General features: G+C 57.1%; 15 protein-coding genes. 13 read left to right on the forward strand and 2 right to left on the reverse strand.

Going from position 1 to position 19,840, the window contains the following annotated elements; translation table 11 throughout:
• The first annotated feature begins 12 nt into the window (after window positions 1-12).
• From dnaE to AC2FNU_RS07190, 3 genes are all read left to right on the forward strand, one after another.
• Window positions 13-3,540, forward strand: a complete 3,528-nt coding sequence (dnaE, locus tag AC2FNU_RS07180; protein ID WP_496786594.1) for a DNA polymerase III subunit alpha — start codon at window positions 13-15, stop codon at window positions 3,538-3,540.
• Window positions 3,541-3,625: 85 nt separating this feature from the next.
• Window positions 3,626-3,853 carry a YMGG-like glycine zipper-containing protein gene (locus tag AC2FNU_RS07185; protein ID WP_496786596.1) on the forward strand — a complete coding sequence of 76 codons (228 nt, stop codon included), beginning with the start codon at window positions 3,626-3,628 and terminating at the stop codon, window positions 3,851-3,853.
• A 5-nt stretch (window positions 3,854-3,858) separates the two neighbouring features.
• Complete coding sequence (locus AC2FNU_RS07190) at window positions 3,859-4,227, forward strand: hypothetical protein (RefSeq protein WP_496786600.1); 369 nt, start codon at window positions 3,859-3,861, stop codon at window positions 4,225-4,227.
• A 4-nt stretch (window positions 4,228-4,231) separates the two neighbouring features.
• Here the strand turns inward: AC2FNU_RS07190 and AC2FNU_RS07195 are convergent, their stop codons facing one another.
• Window positions 4,232-4,426 carry a SlyX family protein gene (locus AC2FNU_RS07195; protein ID WP_170573549.1) on the reverse strand — a complete coding sequence of 65 codons (195 nt, stop codon included), beginning with the start codon at window positions 4,424-4,426 and terminating at the stop codon, window positions 4,232-4,234.
• 126 nt (window positions 4,427-4,552) lie between these two features.
• On the opposite strand from AC2FNU_RS07195, the gene hisS reads away from it, so the two are divergent.
• The 3 genes from hisS to hisG are packed head-to-tail and all read left to right on the forward strand — an operon-like array spanning window position 4,553 to window position 7,818.
• Window positions 4,553-6,040, forward strand: coding sequence for a histidine--tRNA ligase (gene hisS / locus AC2FNU_RS07200; protein ID WP_496786603.1), 1,488 nt, complete (start codon window positions 4,553-4,555; stop codon window positions 6,038-6,040).
• Between the two features lie 3 nt (window positions 6,041-6,043).
• Window positions 6,044-7,132 carry an ATP phosphoribosyltransferase regulatory subunit gene (locus tag AC2FNU_RS07205; RefSeq protein WP_496786604.1) on the forward strand — a complete coding sequence of 363 codons (1,089 nt, stop codon included), beginning with the start codon at window positions 6,044-6,046 and terminating at the stop codon, window positions 7,130-7,132.
• Window positions 7,129-7,818 (forward strand): ATP phosphoribosyltransferase, encoded by a 690-nt coding sequence (hisG, locus tag AC2FNU_RS07210; RefSeq protein ID WP_480800922.1) that lies wholly within the window; start codon window positions 7,129-7,131, stop codon window positions 7,816-7,818. Before AC2FNU_RS07205 ends, hisG begins: the two co-directional genes overlap by 4 nt.
• On the opposite strand, the gene AC2FNU_RS07215 is transcribed toward hisG, so the two are convergent.
• The gene (locus AC2FNU_RS07215) at window positions 7,815-8,246 is read right to left on the reverse strand and encodes a DUF1489 family protein (RefSeq protein ID WP_496786606.1); all 432 of its coding nucleotides are present in this window, start codon (window positions 8,244-8,246) and stop codon (window positions 7,815-7,817) included. The genes hisG and AC2FNU_RS07215 overlap by 4 nt on opposite strands.
• Before the next feature lie 129 nt (window positions 8,247-8,375).
• Here AC2FNU_RS07215 and AC2FNU_RS07220 point away from each other — a divergent pair, with 129 nt between their 5' ends.
• The 7 genes from AC2FNU_RS07220 to AC2FNU_RS07250 form a co-directional block, all read left to right on the forward strand.
• A complete protein-coding gene (locus tag AC2FNU_RS07220) occupies window positions 8,376-10,658 on the forward strand; it encodes an adenosylcobalamin-dependent ribonucleoside-diphosphate reductase (RefSeq protein WP_496786609.1) in 2,283 nt (760 codons plus the stop codon).
• Between the two features lie 239 nt (window positions 10,659-10,897).
• Complete coding sequence (locus AC2FNU_RS07225) at window positions 10,898-11,326, forward strand: helix-turn-helix transcriptional regulator (protein WP_496786610.1); 429 nt, start codon at window positions 10,898-10,900, stop codon at window positions 11,324-11,326.
• A gap of 251 nt (window positions 11,327-11,577) precedes the next feature.
• A complete protein-coding gene (locus tag AC2FNU_RS07230) occupies window positions 11,578-16,050 on the forward strand; it encodes a beta strand repeat-containing protein (protein ID WP_496786612.1) in 4,473 nt (1,490 codons plus the stop codon).
• Between the two features lie 339 nt (window positions 16,051-16,389).
• Entirely contained in the window at window positions 16,390-16,653 is a 264-nt protein-coding gene (locus AC2FNU_RS07235) for a potassium channel family protein (protein WP_496786613.1), read from the forward strand.
• Between the two features lie 181 nt (window positions 16,654-16,834).
• The gene (locus AC2FNU_RS07240) at window positions 16,835-17,914 is read left to right on the forward strand and encodes an AI-2E family transporter (protein WP_496786615.1); all 1,080 of its coding nucleotides are present in this window, start codon (window positions 16,835-16,837) and stop codon (window positions 17,912-17,914) included.
• Window positions 17,911-18,975, forward strand: coding sequence for an HlyD family secretion protein (locus AC2FNU_RS07245; RefSeq protein ID WP_496786617.1), 1,065 nt, complete (start codon window positions 17,911-17,913; stop codon window positions 18,973-18,975). Before AC2FNU_RS07240 ends, AC2FNU_RS07245 begins: the two co-directional genes overlap by 4 nt.
• The coding region (locus AC2FNU_RS07250; protein WP_496786619.1) for a DUF2955 domain-containing protein at window positions 18,965-19,840 on the forward strand (876 nt) is incomplete at its 3' end. The genes AC2FNU_RS07245 and AC2FNU_RS07250, both read left to right, overlap by 11 nt.

The raw sequence follows: 19,840 nt of genomic DNA on the forward strand, positions 1-19,840 counted from the left end.
AGCTTAACCCGTATGAGCAGCAATCCTCGATTCATTCACCTCCGCGTTCACACCGAATATTCACTGTTGGAAGGCGCTGTGCGGCTGAAAAAGCTGCCCGCTTTGTGCGAGAAGATGGAGATGCCCGCCGTCGCCGTGACGGACACCAATTCGATGTTCTCGGCACTGGAGTTCTCGGTCTCGGCCAGCGGGGCCGGCATACAACCAATCATGGGTTGCCAGGTTGATCTGACCTTCGTGCAGGCACAGCCCGGCGAAAAGCCCAAAGCGCCTGCGCCGCTGGTTTTGCTGGCGCAATCCGAGGTGGGTTATGAAAACCTGATGAAGCTGAGCTCCTGCCTTTATGTGGACAAGGGCGGGCAGTTGCCGCAGGTCACGCTGGATGAGTTGGCCGAGCGTTCAGATGGCCTTATCTGTCTGACCGGTGGGCCGGATGGACCGGTGGGGATCCTGTTGCAACAGGGGCAGCGCCCGGCGGCTGAGGCGCTTGTGGATCGGTTGGCCGGGATGTTCCCGGATCGCCTTTATATCGAACTTCAGCGCCATCCGGGGGAGGACGGCCAGCCCGAGGCTGAGCGCCTGACAGAACGTGGTCATGTGGAGATGGCTTATGCCAAAAACCTGCCGCTGGTCGCCACCAATGATGTCTACTTCCCGACCTCGGATATGTATGAGGCGCATGATGCCCTGATCTGCATCGCCGAAGGGGCTTATGTCGACCAGCAAGACGGCCGCCGCCGTCTTACCGCACAGCATTACTTCAAGTCGCAGCAGGAGATGGTGACGCTTTTTGCCGACTTGCCAGAGGCCATCGAGAACACGGTCGAGATTGCCAAACGCTGCGCCTTTATGGCCTATCGCCGCGATCCGATCCTGCCGAAGTTTGCCGATGACGAGGTGGCCGAACTGCGCCGTATCGCCAATGAAGGACTACAGAAGCGACTGGCAGTGATCCCCCACGCGGTAACGCCAGAAGAATATCAGGAACGGTTGGATTTCGAACTGGGCATCATCGAAGGCATGGGGTTCCCCGGTTACTTCCTGATCGTTGCTGATTTCATTCAATGGGCCAAAGATCACGACATTCCGGTGGGGCCGGGGCGGGGTTCGGGCGCGGGGTCGCTGGTGGCTTATGCGCTGACGATCACCGACCTTGATCCGCTGCGGTATTCACTGCTGTTCGAACGCTTCCTGAACCCCGAGCGGGTTTCGATGCCCGACTTCGATATCGACTTTTGCATGGATCGCCGGGAAGAGGTGATCCGTTACGTGCAGCAGAAATACGGGCGCGACAAGGTGGGGCAGATCATCACCTTCGGCGCGTTGCTGTCCAAAGCTGCCGTGCGGGATATCGGGCGCGTTTTGCAAATGCCTTATGGGCAGGTGGATCGCCTGTCCAAGATGATACCGGTCGAAGGCGTCAAGCCGGTTTCCATTGAGAAAGCCCTGAAGGACGAACCCCGTCTGCGTGAAGAGGCGCGCAATGAAGAGGTGGTGGATCGCCTTCTGACCTACGGCCAACAGGTCGAAGGCTTGTTGCGAAATGCCTCGACCCACGCGGCAGGCGTGGTGATCGGGGACCGGCCTTTGGACGCGCTTGTGCCCCTGTATCAGGATCCGCGCTCGGATATGCCCGCGACCCAGTTTAATATGAAATGGGTCGAACAGGCAGGATTGGTTAAGTTCGACTTTTTGGGCCTGAAAACCCTGACCGTCATCCAGAACGCCATGGATCTGATCTTCAAGTCCGGTCGACCTTTGCACATCGCGGCGGATGGAACGGAACTGTATGAACCCGCCGAAGGGGCTGAGAACCAGATCAACGCCATCCCGCTGGACGATGAAGCGACGTATAAGCTCTACTCGGCAGCCAAGACCGTGGCGGTGTTCCAGGTGGAATCTTCGGGTATGATGGATGCGCTCAAGCGTATGAAACCCACCTGCATCGAGGATATCGTGGCCCTTGTGGCGCTGTACCGTCCCGGCCCGATGGAAAACATCCCGACTTATTGTGAGGTCAAGAACGGGCTGCGGAAGATCGAGTCTGTGCACCCGTTGATCGACCATATTCTTGAGGAAACGCAGGGCATCATCGTGTACCAGGAGCAGGTGATGCAAATCGCGCAGGTGATGGCGGGATACAGCCTTGGCGGTGCCGACCTGCTGCGCCGCGCGATGGGTAAGAAGATCAAAGAGGCGATGGATGCCGAACGCCCCAAGTTTGAAAAAGGCGCGGGCGAGAATGGCGTGGACGCCAAGAAGGCATCCGAGGTTTTCGACCTGCTGGAGAAATTCGCCAACTACGGCTTCAACAAGTCCCACGCGGCCGCCTATGCGGTGGTCAGCTATCAGACTGGGTGGCTGAAAGCGAACCATCCCGTCGAGTTCATGGCAGGCGTCATGAACTGCGATATCCACCTGACCGACAAGTTGGCCGTTTACTTCGAAGAGGTCCGCAAGGGCCTGGAATTGCCCTATGTGCCGCCTTGTGTGAACCGCTCTTTGGCGACGTTCGATGTTGTAAATGGCGAACTGGTCTATGCGCTGGGCGCGCTGAAAAACGTGGGCGTCGAGGCGATGAACGTTGTGGTCGAGGGGCGTCGCGCCGGAGGTGCGCAGGATGAAAAGAGCGAAAAACCCTTCGTCAACCTGTTCGACTTTGCCCGCCGAGTGGATCTGAAGAAAGTCGGCAAACGCCCGTTGGAAATGCTGGCGCGCGCAGGGGCGTTTGACGAGCTCGACAAGAACCGTCGTCGTGTGTTCGAAAGCCTTGACCGTTTGGTGCAGTATTCGGCGGCGATCCATGAGCAGAAGAACTCGAACCAGGTGTCTCTGTTTGGTGAGGCAGGCGACGACCTGCCCGAACCCCGCCTCTCACCAACGCCGGACTGGTTGCCTGCCGAACGGCTGAGCGAGGAATTCAAGGCCATTGGCTTTTACCTCTCAGGGCACCCGTTGGACGATTACATGCCTGCGCTGAAACGCAAACAGGTGCTGACGCTGGATGAGGTGACGGAAAAGGCCCGTTCAGGCCCACTGATCGCCAAGATGGCCGGTGTTGTTGCCGGACGGCAGGAGCGAAAATCGGCCAAGGGCAACCGCTTTGCTTTTGCGCAGCTCTCGGATCCAACAGGCGCTTACGAGGTCACGCTGTTTTCGGACACATTGGAGAAATGCCGCGAGTTTTTGGAAACCGGGGCGCAGGTCGTGCTGACCGCCGAGGCAACGATGGAATCCGATCAGCTCAAGCTGCTGGGTCGGTCGGTTGGACCGGCGGAGTCGCTGGTGGCCGATGCCGGGGCAACCGGGCTGCGTATTTTCGTTGACGAAGCGCAGGCGGTACCAACCGTCGCCAAAGTGCTGGAAGACGCCGCGTCTGCTGCCAAAGGCGCGGCGCGGGGTCCGATCCAATTGCTGCTGTTGGACCCAAGCCTGCCGGGCGACGTTGAGATGGATCTTGGGCGCGAGTTCCCGATCAACCCGCAGATCAAGGGTGCAATCAAATCGCTGGAAGGTGTGCTGAGCGTCGAAGAGATCTGACACCGCTTTGTTGCCAGGCAGTTAGTGCCTCGTTAGGCTGATCTGACAGAGATGTCTTTAGGTCATGCCATGGGAGGGCATTGATATGACGTTTGCAGGTCTCACGTTCAGAACGATAGTATTTGGTGCGGCAGCATCGCTGGCTTTGGTGGCCGCCTCAGCGGGTCTGGCGGATGACAAGGATGACAAAAAGAAAAAGCAGACGATCGAGGGTGCCCTGATCGGTGCTGGCGTGGGCGCTTTGATCGGTGACGGCAAAGGGGCGGCCATCGGCGGTGTGGCCGGTGCAATTATCGGACATAACTGGAAGTGATCGCCATGCGTATGACCCTAACCAAGACCTTTGTTGTAGGGATTTGCGTGTCTCTCTCCGGCGCTGCGCTGGCTGATGATGCGGCGGAGCAGATGGTGCAGGACGCACTGCCTGTCATGCACTACACCTGCGCCTCGATTGCGGAAGAAGCAGATGGCGACGAAGCTTTTGTTGTGTCCGTTGTTGAGAAGATGACGGCCCTTTCACTCTACAATCGGCAAATCAACATCGAAGATCACGCGACGACCGATGAGGAAAAAGCCCAGCTGCGCGAAACCTTCATTGCTGCTTTGTCCGAGGGGTGCGCGGCAGACAAGAACGCCCTTTTGGGCGGTGTCGTCGACAATGCGGTGAAATCAACGCTGGGGCTGTAGCGCCTCAGTAATGCGGTGGGCGTTCGTCACCAAAGACAACGCCGCCTGATCCTTCCTGCGCGCGTTCTGCCTCGCGTTGCAACAGCATCTCGACCCGACGCGTCAGGCGGTCGATCTCACCTTGTTGACGGGTGACAACCGTGTTCAGTTCTTCGACCGTACGGGTCAGATGGGCGATCTGTTCTTCCAGATGCTGCATGGGGCTCTCCTTGATGGGCCGGTCATAGCGACCCTGTGCCGCCATGGCCAGCGAAAGCGCGCCTTGCCCCGATGCGGGCCATGGGATAGACCGCGCGCGGAACATGACCCGTGAAGGACGCCCCCGATGGCCAAGCCCAAGAAACAGCCCCGCCCCAAGGCCGTAACGCCAAAAGGGTTCCGTGACTATTTCGGCGAGGAAGTCACGCAGCGCACCGAGATGCTGCGGACGATTGCGGGGGTCTATCATCGTTACGGGTTTGACGCCTTGGAAAGCAGCGCGGTTGAAACTGTCGAAGCGTTGGGCAAGTTCCTGCCCGATGTGGATCGCCCAAACGAAGGTGTGTTTGCGTGGCAGGAATTTGACGAAGGCGGCAATGGCGATTGGATGGCCTTGCGCTATGACCTGACTGCGCCCTTGGCGCGGGTATATGCGCAGCACCGCAACGACCTGCCGACGCCTTATCGCCGCTATGCGATGGGCCCGGTCTGGCGGAATGAAAAGCCGGGGCCGGGGCGGTATCGTCAGTTTTATCAGTGCGATGCGGATACGGTGGGCACGGCCTCGATGGCTGCAGACGCCGAGATTTGCGCGATGTTGTCGGATACGCTTGAGACCGTCGGCATTCCGCGTGGCGACTATCTGGTGCGGGTCAACAACCGCAAGGTTCTGAACGGTGTGCTCGAGGCGATGGGTCTAGGCGAGGACGCCGCTGCCCGCGACAACGTTCTGCGCACCATCGACAAGTTCGACAAGGTGGGTGAGGCCGGTGTGCGTGAGCTACTGACCAAGGGTCGTCTGGACGCCTCGGGTGCGTTTATCGACGGCGTGGGCCTGAGCGATGATCAGGCCGAGCCCGTGATTGCGTTTTTGACCTCAAAGGCTGCGGATACTGCCGGAACGCTGGCCAACTTGCGCACCGCTGTGGGCGACAGCAAGATCGGCGCGGATGGCATCGCCGAGTTGGAACAGATTGGCGCGCTGCTGGATGCGGGCGGTTATGGTTCGGACCGGATCGAGATTGATCCCTCGGTCGTGCGTGGTCTCGGTTACTACACCGGGCCGGTCTACGAGGCTGAACTGACGTTTGAGATTTTTGACGAGAAGGGCCGCAAGCGGCAGTTCGGGTCGGTCTCGGGCGGTGGTCGCTATGACGATTTGGTCAAGCGGTTCACCGGGCAGGAAGTGCCTGCAACTGGCATCTCCATCGGTGTTGACCGCCTGCTGGCCGCGCTTCGCGAAAAAGGCCGGATCGCGGCCCAAGCAACAGGTCCGGTGGTTGTTACCGTAATGGACCGCGACCGGATGGCTGACTATCAGGCCATGGTCGCCGAGCTGCGTAACGCTGGTATCCGGGCTGAAGTCTACTTGGGCAATCCCAAGAACTTCGGCAATCAGCTGAAATACGCAGACAAGCGGAACTCTCCGATCGCGGTGATCGAAGGCGGTGACGAAAAGGCCAACGGGATCGTGCAGATCAAGGACCTGATCCTTGGTGCCAAGATCGCCGAAAGCGCGACGCTGGAGGAGTGGAAAGAACGCCCCAGCCAGTTCGAAGTGCCACGTGGCGATCTGGTCGCCAAGGTGCGCGAAATTCTGGACAGTCAGGACTGAGCCATGCCCAACCGCTCCCAGATACAGGCCCGCGCCGCGATGATGCGTGTCCGGTTTGAGGCGGCTGGCGCTCAGGTCGTGGATACGCCCCTGTTGCAGCCGGCGGAGACTTTGCTGGATCTTTACGGCGAAGACATCCGCGCCCGCGCCTATGTGACCTCGGACGCCCTGCGCGGCGAACAGATGCTGCGCCCGGACTTCACGTTGCCAGTGGTGCAGATGCACATGAGCGACGGGGCCGAGCCCGCGCGCTATACCTATTCGGGTGAGGTTTTTAGGCGGCAGGAACACGACCCGGATCGGGCCAATGAATACATTCAGGTCGGCTATGAGGTGTTTGACCGGAACGATCCCGCCGGGGCCGATGCCGAGGTGTTTTCGCTTTTTGCCTTGCAACTGCGCGGGTTGCCGTTGCGTGCGGCCACCGGGGATATCGGTATCCTGACAGCCGCAGTAGCCGGGTTGCGCACGACCGAGCGTCGCAAAGCTGCGCTGATGCGCCATCTGTGGCGGCCACGCCGGTTCCGTGTTCTGCTGGATCGTTACGCGGGCCGGACGCCAGAGCCCGATTTGCGGTCTGATCTGCTGAATGCCCCTGATCCGATGGTGTTTGACGTGCCGATGATCGGTAAACGTCGGGCCTCGGAAATCGAGGCGCGGATCCAAGCCTTGCGCGAAGATCGTGAGACCCCACCAATTTCTGACAATGAACTTGTCGGCCTGGAAACGCTGCTGAATGTGCGCGAGACCATGCCCTTCGCGATGGAGCAACTGCGCGACGTCGCGGTGGATTTGCCACAGATCACCCCGGCGCTGGACCGGCTGGAGGCGCGCGTAGCTGCGTTGCAGGCGCGTGGTGTCGATGTCGCGCGCTTGGATTTCGAGGCTGCCTATGGCCGGACCTCGATGGAGTATTACGATGGGTTCGTTTTTGGCTTTTATGCCGAAGGCCGACCCGATCTGCCTCCGATCGCGACCGGCGGACGCTATGATGCGCTGACCCGGCAATTGGGCAACGGGGCCGAAATCCCGGCCGTTGGGGGCGTGCTGCGCCCTGACCTGATGCTCGAGATCGAGGAGGGCGCGCAATGAGCCTGAAACTGGGCGTGCCCTCGAAGGGCCGGTTGATGGAAAAGACCTTCTCGTGGTTCGAGAAGCGTGGCATTGCTTTGTCCCGCAGCGGATCAGATCGGGAATATGCGGGCAAGGTCGAAGGGATCGATGGGGTCTCATTGGTTCTGCTGTCTGCCGGGGAAATCCCGCGTGAATTGGCGGCGGGGCGGATTCATCTGGGTGTCACCGGGATTGATCTGGTGCACGAGAAACTGCCGCGTTGGGAACAACAGTTGGAAGAGATTTCTCAGCTTGGTTTCGGCAAGGCGGATCTGATCATTGCAACGCCAGCCTGTTGGGTCGATGTGGATACGCTTGACGATCTGGATGCCGCTGCTGCGGCGTTTCGAAAGACCCATGGCCACCGCCTTCGGATTGCGACCAAGTATCACCGGCTGGTGCGCGAGTTCCTGACCGATGCAGGTGTGGCCGATTACACTCTGGTCGACAGCCAGGGCGCGACCGAAGGCACGGTGATGAACGAAACCGCCGAAGCGATTGCCGATATCACCTCGACCGGCGAAACGCTGCGAGCCAACCACCTGAAGATCCTGTCAGATGGTCTGATCCTGCAATCGCAGGCGACGCTGTGGCGCAGTCGGGTGGCGAAGTACGACGCGGCGGAGAAAGCGGTTCTGTCTGACCTTTTGGATCGGCTGCGCTAAAGCACACCGATTTCCGCAAGCGCGCGGTTCAAATCATCGGGCAGGGCGTCGTCCTGTTCGCGGTTTTTGGGCAAATCAGCTGGTGTGTCCTCAGGCTTGAGATAACGCCATCCCTGAAACGGGCGCTTCAGGGCGTTCTGAGTCCGATGGACCTCGGGGTCTAGCACAATGGCACAACGGCGGATGCCGTCCTGACCGATCACCTCATCCAATCGCAGGATGCGTTGGCGACACTGGATCACGCCCTTGATGACCCAATAGATCGAGCCGCCATTCAGAATCTCGGCCTCGCGCTTGGGCCACATGCGGGTCACGTGGCGCGGACAGCCATCTTGATACAGCGGCTTGCGGCTATCCTGCCAGGCTATCAGCGTATCGACGCTTTCTGACCCGACAGACAGTTTTATGAGGTTTACGTACTTATCCACAGCTTTCCCACAGAGTCGTCCCAAGGTCGATCTTTATATTGTAGCTCACAGCACGCAGTCATCAAGGTGTTGTGGTGCAGGGGTGAATTAGGGTACTCTGAATACCTCTTTCAGAACAGGGAATCACCAATGAGCCGCTTTGCCGCCCCCATCGCCGAGCAGATCTGGGACATGAAATACCGCTTTAAACAAGCGGACGGCACACCCATCGATCAAACGGTGGAAGACAGTTGGCGGCGCATTGCCCGCGATCTGGCGCGGGTCGAAAAAGACCCGGCGCATTGGGAAGAGGAGTTCTATCAGGCGCTGGAGGATTTCAAATACCTGCCTGCGGGGCGGATCACGGCGGGTGCGGGCACAGCGCGGCAGGTGACACTGTTCAACTGCTTTGTCATGGGCACCGTGCCCGACAGCATGGGCGGCATTTTCGATATGCTGAAAGAGGCCGCGCTGACCATGCAGCAGGGCGGGGGGATAGGGTATGATTTCTCGACCATCCGACCGCGCGGTGCAGATGTGAAGGGCGTTGCAGCGGATGCCTCGGGCCCGCTGAGTTTCATGGATGTGTGGGATGCCATGTGCCGCACGATCATGTCCGCAGGATCACGTCGTGGGGCGATGATGGCGACCATGCGCTGCGACCATCCCGATATCGAACAGTTCATCACCGCCAAATCCGATCCGGCCCGTCTGCGCATGTTCAACATGTCGGTGCTTGTAACTGATCCGTTCATGGAGGCCGTCAAAGCCGATGGCCCGTGGGAGCTGGTGTTTGACAACAAGGTTTATCACATCGTTCAGGCGCGTGATCTGTGGAACAAGATCATGCAGGCGACTTATGACTATGCCGAGCCGGGCGTGATCTTCATCGACCGCATCAATCAGGCCAACAACCTCAGCTACGTTGAAACCATTGCCGCCACCAACCCGTGTGGTGAGCAGCCTCTGCCACCTTATGGCGCGTGTCTGCTGGGTTCGATCAATCTGGCGCGTCTGGTCGCGGACCCGTTTGAGGACGCAGCCCATCTGGACGAGGAGGCTTTGCAAAAGCTTGTCGCCACCGCTGTTCGGATGATGGACAACGTGGTGGACGCCTCGAAATTCCCGCTGGCCGAGCAAGAGGCTGAGGCGCAAGACAAGCGCCGCATCGGTCTTGGCGTAACCGGTCTGGCGGATGCGCTGTTGATGCTGGGCCTGCGCTATGGCTCGGACGAGGCGGCGCGTCAGACCGAGCGCTGGTTGCACGCCATCGCCCGCGCCGCGTATCTGGCGTCGGTCGACTTGGCGAAGGAAAAAGGGGCGTTCCCCCTCTTCAACGCCGAGAAATATCTGGCCAGCGGTACGATGCTTCAGATGGATGAGGATGTGCGCGACGCGATCCGAGACCATGGTATCCGCAATGCGCTTTTGACCTCGATTGCGCCGACCGGGACGATCTCTTTGTACGCGGGGAATGTGTCGTCGGGTATCGAGCCGGTTTTTGCCTACGCTTACACGCGCAAGGTTTTGCAGAAAGACGGTTCGCGGACCGAAGAAGAGGTCGTGGACTATGCAGTGCAGATGTGGCGCGATAAGTTCGGTGACACAGAACTGCCAGACTATTTCGTCAACGCGCAAACCCTGTCCCCGTCTGATCACGTCAAAATGCAGGCGGCGGCGCAGAAATGGATCGACAGTTCGATTTCCAAGACGATCAACTGCCCCGAGGATATCAGCTTTGACGCCTTTAAAGACGTCTACATGCAGGCCTGGGATCAGGGTTGCAAAGGCTGCACGACCTATCGCCCGAATGATGTGACCGGTTCGGTCCTGACCGTTTCGGAAAGCGACGACAAAGTGCCCGGAGAAAGCGCGGACGCGCCCCATGAGGTCGATGGCGGAGACGTGATTTACATGTCCGAACCGCTGGACCGTCCGCAGGCGTTGGAAGGGTCCACTTACAAATTGAAGTGGCCCGACAGCGAGCACGCGATTTACCTGACCATCAACGATATCGTCATTGGAGGCCGCCGTCGCCCGTTTGAAGTGTTCATCAACTCGAAGAACATGGAGCATTATGCCTGGACGCTGGCTCTGACCCGCATGATCTCGGCCGTATTCCGGCGCGGTGGTGATGTGTCCTTTGTGGTTGAAGAACTGAAGGCCGTGTTCGATCCGCGCGGTGGGGCCTGGGTGCAGGGGAAATACATCCCGTCCATTCTGGCCGCGATTGGCGGAGTGATCGAACAGCACATGATCAATATCGGTTTTCTGGAAGGCGAGGGGATGGGGCTGAAATCCGACCCGCAGGCACAAGTCGTCAACATGGACGCCCCACGCGGCAAAGCCTGCCCGTCCTGCGGTCAGTACGACATGGTGATGATCGAGGGCTGCATGACCTGCCGCAGTTGCGGGCATTCTAAGTGCGGATAAACCGTTCGGTGCGACCTCAACGTCTCTGAATCCCTGCGTCAGTTAGCGATTTGCGCAGCGCGAACCCGATCCGGGTGGGACAAACGGATGTTTTGGTCGTGTCCCCTCTCTTGGGCTTGTGTGATCCTGAGGATTTACATAGGCAGTCTCGAAAATTCTCAATTACCATGGTTCCGTCGATGCCTTCGAAAAAACGCCTGACTTTCTCTTTCTTCGCCTCATTGTTTTGCGCTTGTGTGATGCTGTTTGAAGACATCGGCGAAGCTATGGGCGTGGCCTGGATCGACGAATGGGATGAAATACACGTCTGGGAAGTGCTGATCATGCTGTCTTTGTTCGGCGCGATCATGGTGTTGGGGAACGAGGTGCTGAAAATGCGCCGGTACCAGGAAACGCTCGAGGATAAGGTCGCTCGGGCGTCCGGGGCCTTCGAGGATCTGTTGAACGCCTATTTCGAAGAATGGTCGTTCTCTGATGCCGAACGAGAAGTCACCCGGCTTTTGATCAAGGGTTGCTCGACGGCCGAGATGGCGGAAATCCGAAATGCCAAGGAAGGCACGATCAAGGCTCAGACCAATTCGATTTACAAGAAATCTGGATATGCCGGGAAAACGCAATTGCTGAGTGCGCTTCTGGAAGACCTGACCGACGGCGGGTCTGTTGCATGAGTTTTTGATTCAGACCCCGACAATCTGATCGAATCTGGGGCGCATTCCCTCGGGAAGTCTCAGGTTGGAATAAACACATAAAAATAAGGCATAAACCAAAGGTCTAAAGAGCAAATTCAGACATAATCCTGCCTCTATTGACCCTTTAACCATGTCCTGACGCGTGTCTAAACAGGTGCGCAATGCAAGTGCACTTCGGAACGAACCGAGGGCACGGGGAATGGAAACATAGCCAGGTGAGGCGGGGTTTTATGCTGACTGAGCAGAAGAAACGCGCGGTTGCGCGCGGTGGTCGTTTGACGAAATTCAAAGGTAAGGTGGCAAGCATCGCGCCATCGCTTTTTTTAAGCACAGCGTCGCTTGTAGCACTTTCAGTCGGAAGCGCAGGTGCGGATGTCATCTCGACCGCTCAAACCACGCCTTTGGTAAGTGCTTCGGATGAAGATCACACGATCACCAGTTCAGGGTCGATTGTCGTAAACCCGCTCTCGGGCCCGGGCCTCGTTGTTGTCAATGTGCCGGACTACACAAGTACCCTGACCAATGACGGGTTGCTGTCGTCACCGGAAGGTGTGAACAGGACCCGCGCTGCGATTGACATAAATGGAACCTTGACCGGGTCTGTTCTGAACTCGGGCACGATCACGATGGGCGCGGCAGCAGGCGATTCCGCGAACCTGAAAGGTATCGACGTTCTGGGGGACGTAAACGGCTCTGTTCAGAATACCGGGACAATCAGCATAGCCAATTCTGCTTTAACACTTGGAACGGCTGCGGGCATTCAGACAGGGGCCGTTGCCGGAACACTCACGAATTCAGGCACGATCGATGTGGATGTAGACACGAGCAGCAGAGCGGTCGCCGACGGTATCCGATCGACCAGTGTCGCAGGGGTGCTGACGAACACGGGTCGCATCGATGTCACGGCATCCACGGATGGCTTTTCCGCTAATGTGGATGGCATTCAGGTCGATCTGGCAACGGGTCAGGTCGTCAATTCGGGTCCAATAAGCGTTGCTGCTACAAGTCTGACCGGAAACGCAGGTGGAGACGGAATCGAGATTAACGATCTTGCAGGGAACCTGACCAACACTGGCACAGTCCGGATTCAAGTGGACGGCAACACAAATGCAAGTGCTGATGTCATCGAAATTCTGAGGATGTCAGGCCATTTGGAGAACAACGGCGCCCTGACAGTCGATGTCACCACGACGAATGGTGGTGCTTTTTTTGACATCATAGAAGTCAGCGACGGCGGCACTGGAATCACCGGTTCGGTGAACAACACTGGTTCTTTGAACGGGGTGGCGAACGGCTTGAGTGTCAATGTCGACGGGTTTGACGTTGGTAACATGGCCAGTACCGGCACGTTAACCAATAGCGGTTCGGTCAATGTTCAGGCAATCGCCAATGCAAGCAGCGCCTTTGCTGACGGGCTGAACTTTGTGGACGTTCTGGGATCCGTCACGAACTCCGGCACGCTGGACGTCAGGGCAGATGGTGTCACAAGTGCGGGTGCCCGCGGGATCAGAGCCGCCAATATTGGTGGATCTGTTGCGAACAGTGGCAGTATCTTCGCCCGGGCAGAAGCCACAAGCGGAAGTGCTACCGCAATCGGTATTCTGGTCAATGACGTAAGCGGCAGCGTCACAAACACAGGAACGTTGACGGTTTCAGCCATCTCATCATCTGACGCCAACGCAATAGGTATCGAAGCAGGCGACCTGACGGGGACACTGCAAAACAGTGGCACCATGACAGTCACAGCAACCGGTGACAGCCCCTCTGCACAGGGCATTATGGTGCAGGACATTGGTAGTTCGGGTGTCTTGAACAACGTCGGAAACGTTGTGGTCAGCGCTCAGAACGCCTCAAGCGGCGAGGCGTATGGCATTGTCGCCCAAAGCGTGGCGGGGACACTGAACAACTCGGGTACACTGGACCTTTCACTATCCGCGGCAAGTCACGCGACCGCCTACGGGATCGACACGAGGGATGTCTCGGGACGTCTGACAAACTCGGGAACGATCCAAATGAATGTCCAGGGATCCAGCATCGAGGTCAGCGGCTTTCGCTTGTCCAATATCTCTGGGTCTGTGGCCAATAGCGGTACAATCGCAATCACTACGGACGGTTCCGACGCGCGTGTAGAAGGCATTTCGGCGAACACGGTTTCCGGAACCCTGCAAAACAGCGGCGCGATAAGCATCGCAGCAAGCAATGCGTCACAGGCAAGTGTCGAAGCCATCGGCGTCGGAAACATTTCCGGTCAGTTGCAAAATAGCGGGAACCTGACGGTTTCAGCTGCGGTGACGTCCTCTGCATTCGCAGTTGGGATCAATGGGCGAACACTCTCTGGGACATTGGCGAATTCAGGTACGATTTCGGCGATGGCAGACGGAACCAGCGCCTTCGCGGAAGGTATTAACCTGCGTGACGTCTCAGGCACCTTCGAAAACAGCGGCAGCATTTTGGTAAGCGCGGTCGCCGGATCATCTGCGCAGGCCAACGGGATCGATATCCGTGGCATCACAGGCCAAGCCACCAACTCCGGGTCGATTCAGGTGTCTTCCGAAGGGTTTTTCGCTTTTGCCGATGGTATCGAAACGGGGGATGTTTCGGGGCAGTTCCAGAACTCGGCATCAATCACAGTCGCAGCTGTTGGAAGCTCTTCTGCCAACGCGGCCGGTCTTGAAATCGGCGATATCAGCGGTGCAGTCAGCAACTCGGGCAGCATCCAGGTCAGCGCCAGAAACAGCGGTTCTTCGTCTGCATTTGCCGCAGGCGTAGAGATGGGTGTGCTTGGGGTCGGTGGAACGTTTGCAAACTCCGGAACCGTTTCCGTGGCGACCCAGGCGGACGGTTCGTTCGGAAGCGTGGCATTTGGCATATTCGGAGATGACGTTGACGGCGCGTTTTCGAACACGGGCGACTTTTCGGTCTCGCTGCAAAGTCAAAACGGGTTTTTCGCCCGTGCCTATGCCATGGACCTTGGCGATGTCACCACGACGGGCGCGTTTTCAAATTCCGGTGCGGTGCGTGTCAATGCAATGACAACAAACGTAATTGATGCGGCAGCCTACGGGATTGATGTATCAGACATTGAAGGCAGCTTTGAGAACACGGGCGACATCATGGTGTCGTTGGATGCCAATGGCGGCGCGCGGGCTGAGGTATTTGGGATTGAACCAAACGATATCCTGACCGGTGCTTCGTTCATGAACAGCGGATCGGTTACCGTGAATGCCACCACGCAGGGTGTGTCGGACGTTTCTGCCTGGGGTATTTCTGCAAACGCCATCGACGGGTCATTGGAAAACAGCGGCGGCATAAGCGTCACTGCATCCGGGGATGGCACAGCCAGCGCATATGGCCTGCACGCAGAACAGCTTTCGACAGGAGGAGTTCTGTCACATAGCGGCGTGATCAGCGCGTCAGCTGATGGCCCAAATGCCATAGCTTACGGTCTTTTCGTTGAGACGACGGAAGGTACGGTCAATATCACCGGCGACATCTCAGCCACTTCGCCCGGCGAAAGCTATGCCGTGTTTCTGGGTGACGGAGGTGGCACGCTGAACGTCGACACGACTTCTGGCATTGATGGAGTGATCAGAGTCAGCGATCACGACGTCAATCTGAGGAACGTGGGTGGCAGAGAAGTCTATCGCTTTCAGGACGATGATACCTCGCAAGGCGACTTCACAACCAGCGTCACCGCACCATCCCAGGGTTGGTTTGTGGAAGGCGAAGGTGGTTCAGCGCCGGTTTTTGCCTCGTTTGAAGCTGACGACATACAACCGAACCTGAACCAATCCTTCGAGATAGCAGGCTTGTCTTATGATCTCGCCCGTCAGGTGCAAGGGTCCCCTGATTTGAACACCAACGGGGAACGGACTGTAATCAGCACTAAGGGCAGCGGTCCGATCGAAGGGTTCCGCCCATACTTTCTGATCAGTGGCAGCCAAAGCGAGGCTGACGCGGGATCGAACACACAGGCGCTGTCGTCGAACATGTGGAGCGTCAGCGCGGGTGTGACACGCGACTTGGGGACGGGCCTGCGGTATGGTATCGGGGCCAGCTATCTTGAAAACGACGGAACCTTCGGCGCTGCATCCTTCGATACCACGGGTGTGTATCTTAGCGGGATCGTGGCTCAGAATTTTGGATTTGCAGATCTGAGTTTTGGTCTGGGTTATGGGCATCTTGACCACACCGAAACGCGCACCGTGAGCGGTTCGGAGGCGACGGCAGACTATTCCAGTGACATGATCACTGCGTTGATTGCAGCCCAGCGAGACTTCGCCTTGCAAAGCGGCGCAGTTATTACACCTCAGGCGAGTTTCCTTTACGGCCAGCAAGATCTGGACGGGTACACCGAAACCGGTGCAACCGCCAATGCAACAGTTGGAGATCGGGATGTCACCTTCAATGAAACGCGGCTGGGCGGAAGGTACTCGACGGCTTTGGCCGGGGGGACACTATCAGCCTCGATCGCCGCTGTTCACCGCGACTCGGATGGCCCATCCACGGTTGATGTGACAATCTTCGGCAATACACTGCTGCTGGCGTCGGGTGGCAGCGGCAGCGATACTTTTGGCGAGATTGGCCTGAGTTACCAAAAGGACTTTGGTCACGGTGGTAGCCTGAACCTTGAGGCCCGGTCGACAGTCGGAGCCGATGTATCGACACAGGCGGTCTGGGCCTCTTACGAGTGGCGTTTCTAGGGGCGGTCTGATCGACACATCTCCTGCCATTTAAGGCCGGTCCTTTGACCGGCCTTTTTTTGTTTAAGACCAGTGTTTGCGAACCGGACGGCATTGCCACCAATAGTATCGATCCGGGTTATCGACAAAGCGCGCGGACAGCAGTGCATTGGTCCTTCTGAGTTTAATTTCGACCCTCGCCGACATGCGATCTTGGAATGGAACGGTGAACTTAGAATGAGCGTTCAGAATTTAAATTCAAAAAACACTATGTAGAAATGCATTAGTTGGTATGGTGGTGTTATGAATTCGTTAACCAGAATAACACGAGGGATAGGCGTCGCTTTTAAGGATGGCAGAGTGAAGGGCTTGCTTGCCTTCACAACTGGTATGATCCTGTGGGCTTCGGTTTTTTACCATTATGTCGAAGGGTGGAGCTGGCTGGATTCCATCTACTTTTCTGTTGTGACAATTTCCACGGTTGGGTTCGGTGACTTTTCTCCTGAAACCGCGGCAGGGAAGATTTTTACAATGGTGTATATCATTGTCGGCCTTGGAATCTTTGTGACCGCAGCGACCACTGTGGCGGACACGATCCTGTCGCAGGAAGATGACAAGAAGTAAAACTAAGCCGCGCCAAATGAGCCAACGCTGCGCCTGCATAGACCGCAATGCGCTTTATTGAATTAGATCGCAGCCCGGCTTCTTTCATTTTCTAACATGCTAAAGTCCTCTGCGGCTTAAAAAATATACATATTACGTTTTTTGAGTATAATGTTCACAAAACAAATATTGGAGGGATGGTATGGAAAAGACTCAAGACGCGAAGATTGTCGACCTCGCGATACGGTTGCTCTTTCTCGGATTATTCCTCTACAGCGCTCTGGTCATGGTCGCCCCGCTTGCAAGTGTGGTCATCTGGGCCACGATCCTGTGCGTCGCGCTCTATCCTGTTTTCGATTGGCTGCAATCCAAGATGGGAGGTCGGAAAAAGCTTGCTGCGACAATCCTGGTTTTACTGGGCCTCGTGTTGACCCTGGGGCCGGTCGCAACGGCTGTATCCGGTGCCGCAGAACTTGGGTCAGATTTTGCAGAACAGGCCGACAGGGGAGAGCTGAAAATCCCACCGGCACCAGAGGGCCTTAAGGAACTGCCGCTGGTCGGAAACAAAATTGCCGAAGTTTGGGGAATGTTTGAGCGCAATCTGGACGGCGCGCTGGCAAAATACGGTGCGCAAATCCTTGAGATCACCAAGTCGCTTTTTGGTAAGGTTCTGGGGATCGGTATCGGGCTTCTTGGTCTTGCTTTGTCCGTTTTGATCATGGGGGCCTTGTTCAGCCCTGGGCCAACTCTGGTTCAAGGTTTGCAGCGTTTTGCGAACCGTGTGTTCGCACCACGCGGCGGGGAATTCATTACACTGGCCGGTGCAACAATCCGAAACGTGACCAAAGGCGTGATCGGTGTAGCGGCCATTCAGGCCGTCGTTGTTTGGGTCTTGCTGGTTCTCTTTGGGATTTCGTCGGCCGCAACGCTGGCATTTATCTGCCTGATACTCTCGATCATTCAGATTGGTCCCGGTTTGGTTCTTTTGCCGGTTATCATCTACGCATGGAGTTCGATGTCTGGCGGTGCTGCTTTGATCTTCACAATATTGGCCATTCCCGTTGCCATAATGGACAGCTTCCTGAGGCCAGTGTTCATCTCAAAAGGTCTTGAGACCCCCATGCTGGTTATCCTGATCGGTGTTTTGGGAGGGATGATGGCTTACGGCTTGATCGGCATTTTCATGGGGCCTGTTCTGTTCGCCGTCTTTTACGAGTTGTTCAAAGTCTGGATCGACTCCCCACCCGCAACTGAAGGTGTTGCGGACGGAGAAGCAAAATGAGGAAGACGATTTGGACAACGCTGGCCGTCATTCTGATCTTCCTGGTTTGGTACCTCGTCGCTGACCGAAAAACACCGTTCACCGGGAACGCAAGGGTAAAGGCCATCGCGACCCAGATCGTGCCGCAGGTCACTGGGACAGTGACCGAGGTTCTTGTTAAAAACGGTCAGGTCGTCTCGGCAGGAGATGTTCTGGTTCGGATTGACCCCAGACCTTACGAAATCGACCGGGACAAGGCCGAAGCTGATCTGGAAGCTGCCACACAGGAAGTGGGGGCATCCTCGGCCGAGGTTAGCGCTGCGCAAGCCAAACTGGCCAGGGCGCAAAGTGATCTTGATACGATGCGTATTCAAACCGAGCGTGTGTTTGCCCTTGAAAAGAAGGGTTTGATCGCTGTTTCAAAGGCCGATGACGCGCGCGGGCAACTAGCAGAATCTGAAGCGAATTTCGAAAATGCCAAGGCGGATTTGGAAAAAGCCAAGCAAAGGCTGGGTGATGACGGTATCGAAAACCCGAAAATCCAGCGGGCTTTGGCGGCTTTGGCAGATGCCGAGTTGAACCTTGAATGGACGGAATTGCGTGCCCCGGCGACGGGCGTCATTTCCAATCTGTTGATCGCCCCCGGTACATATGCAAGATCTGGTCAGGACCTGTTGACGTTTTTGGATGCAACGGATGTCTGGGTCGAGGCGTACTTTACCGAGAACAACCTTGGCCGCGCGTCGGTGGGATCGCCGGTTGACGTCGTGCTGGACATGCACCCGGGCAAAATTGTTCCGGGCGTGATTGAGAGCTTTAGCGCAGCCGTATCCCTGAGTGGTGGGGATGAACCGGGACAATTGGCAAGCCCGCCCAGCACCAAAGGCTTTCTGCGCGAACCGGAGCGATTTCCGGTGCGGATCGTTCTGCCAGGATATGAGGCCGGAAACGCCGAAGATGATCTTCGCTTCCAACTTAATGGCCAGGCTGATGTGATCATGTATCTGAGCGACAACTCGCTGCTGAATATGGTCGGTCGGACCTACATTCGTTTGGTTTCGATCCTGTCCTATGCATACTGAGGACCGGAAGTCCGTTATCCGGCTTGCACTGGGTGTGACCGGTGTCTTCGCCTTGGGCCTGTTTTTAGGGTGGCCGCTTGCCGTGGTTGGGGCTGTGTTCACCGCCCTGTTCCTTCAGGCACCTGCTGCGTTGCCGTTGGCGGCCTTCGCGAAACTGTTCGTCTTTTCGATCGGATTGATGTTCATTTCCTTCCTGCTGTCGTCGGTCTTTGCGCCATACCCCGTTGTGTTCCTCATTATGGTGGCCATCGGGATTATCCTGTCCTTCATGTGGTCGGTTTCTGGGGCAGGTGTTCTGCCCGGTGTCATCGCCCTTATGGGCGCATTGATGATTCCAAACCTTGTTTTGCAATCACAGGATTTGGCGTTGGTGCTTGTGTTCTGGATACCGCTGAACCTGCTATTTGCAGGTTTCGTGTCGACCCTGATGTTTGTGTTGTTACCCGCCGAACCTCAGGCTGGTGCTCAGAAGAAAGCCGCAGCGTCTTCGGATTTTGATCCCAATCGGCGGATTGTAAGAATGTCGCTTGTTACGGTGCCGTTTGCCATGGCGTTTTTTATCTCTGGCGCGTCTGCTTTGTTGGTCTTGTTCTTTGTTGCGCTTCTGAGCCAGCAACTTGCTGCAATGCCATCGATGGGCAAAACGGTTGCCAAAGCCATGCTGACGGCAAACCTTCTCGGAGCGGCAATATCCATCATCTGCTACGAGCTAAACGTCATCGCGCCAGTCATTCTGACACCGATCCTTGTGTGCCTGTTTTTCTGCCTCTCACTCGGGGCCCTTGGAAAAACTCAGATCCCGCTGGCTGCAGCGGCAGGTTCGGCGTTAACGACGGTTCTTATCGTTTATGGCGGGTCGATTTCT

The sequence above is a fragment of the Ruegeria sp. BHSB064 genome (assembly GCF_059613205.1).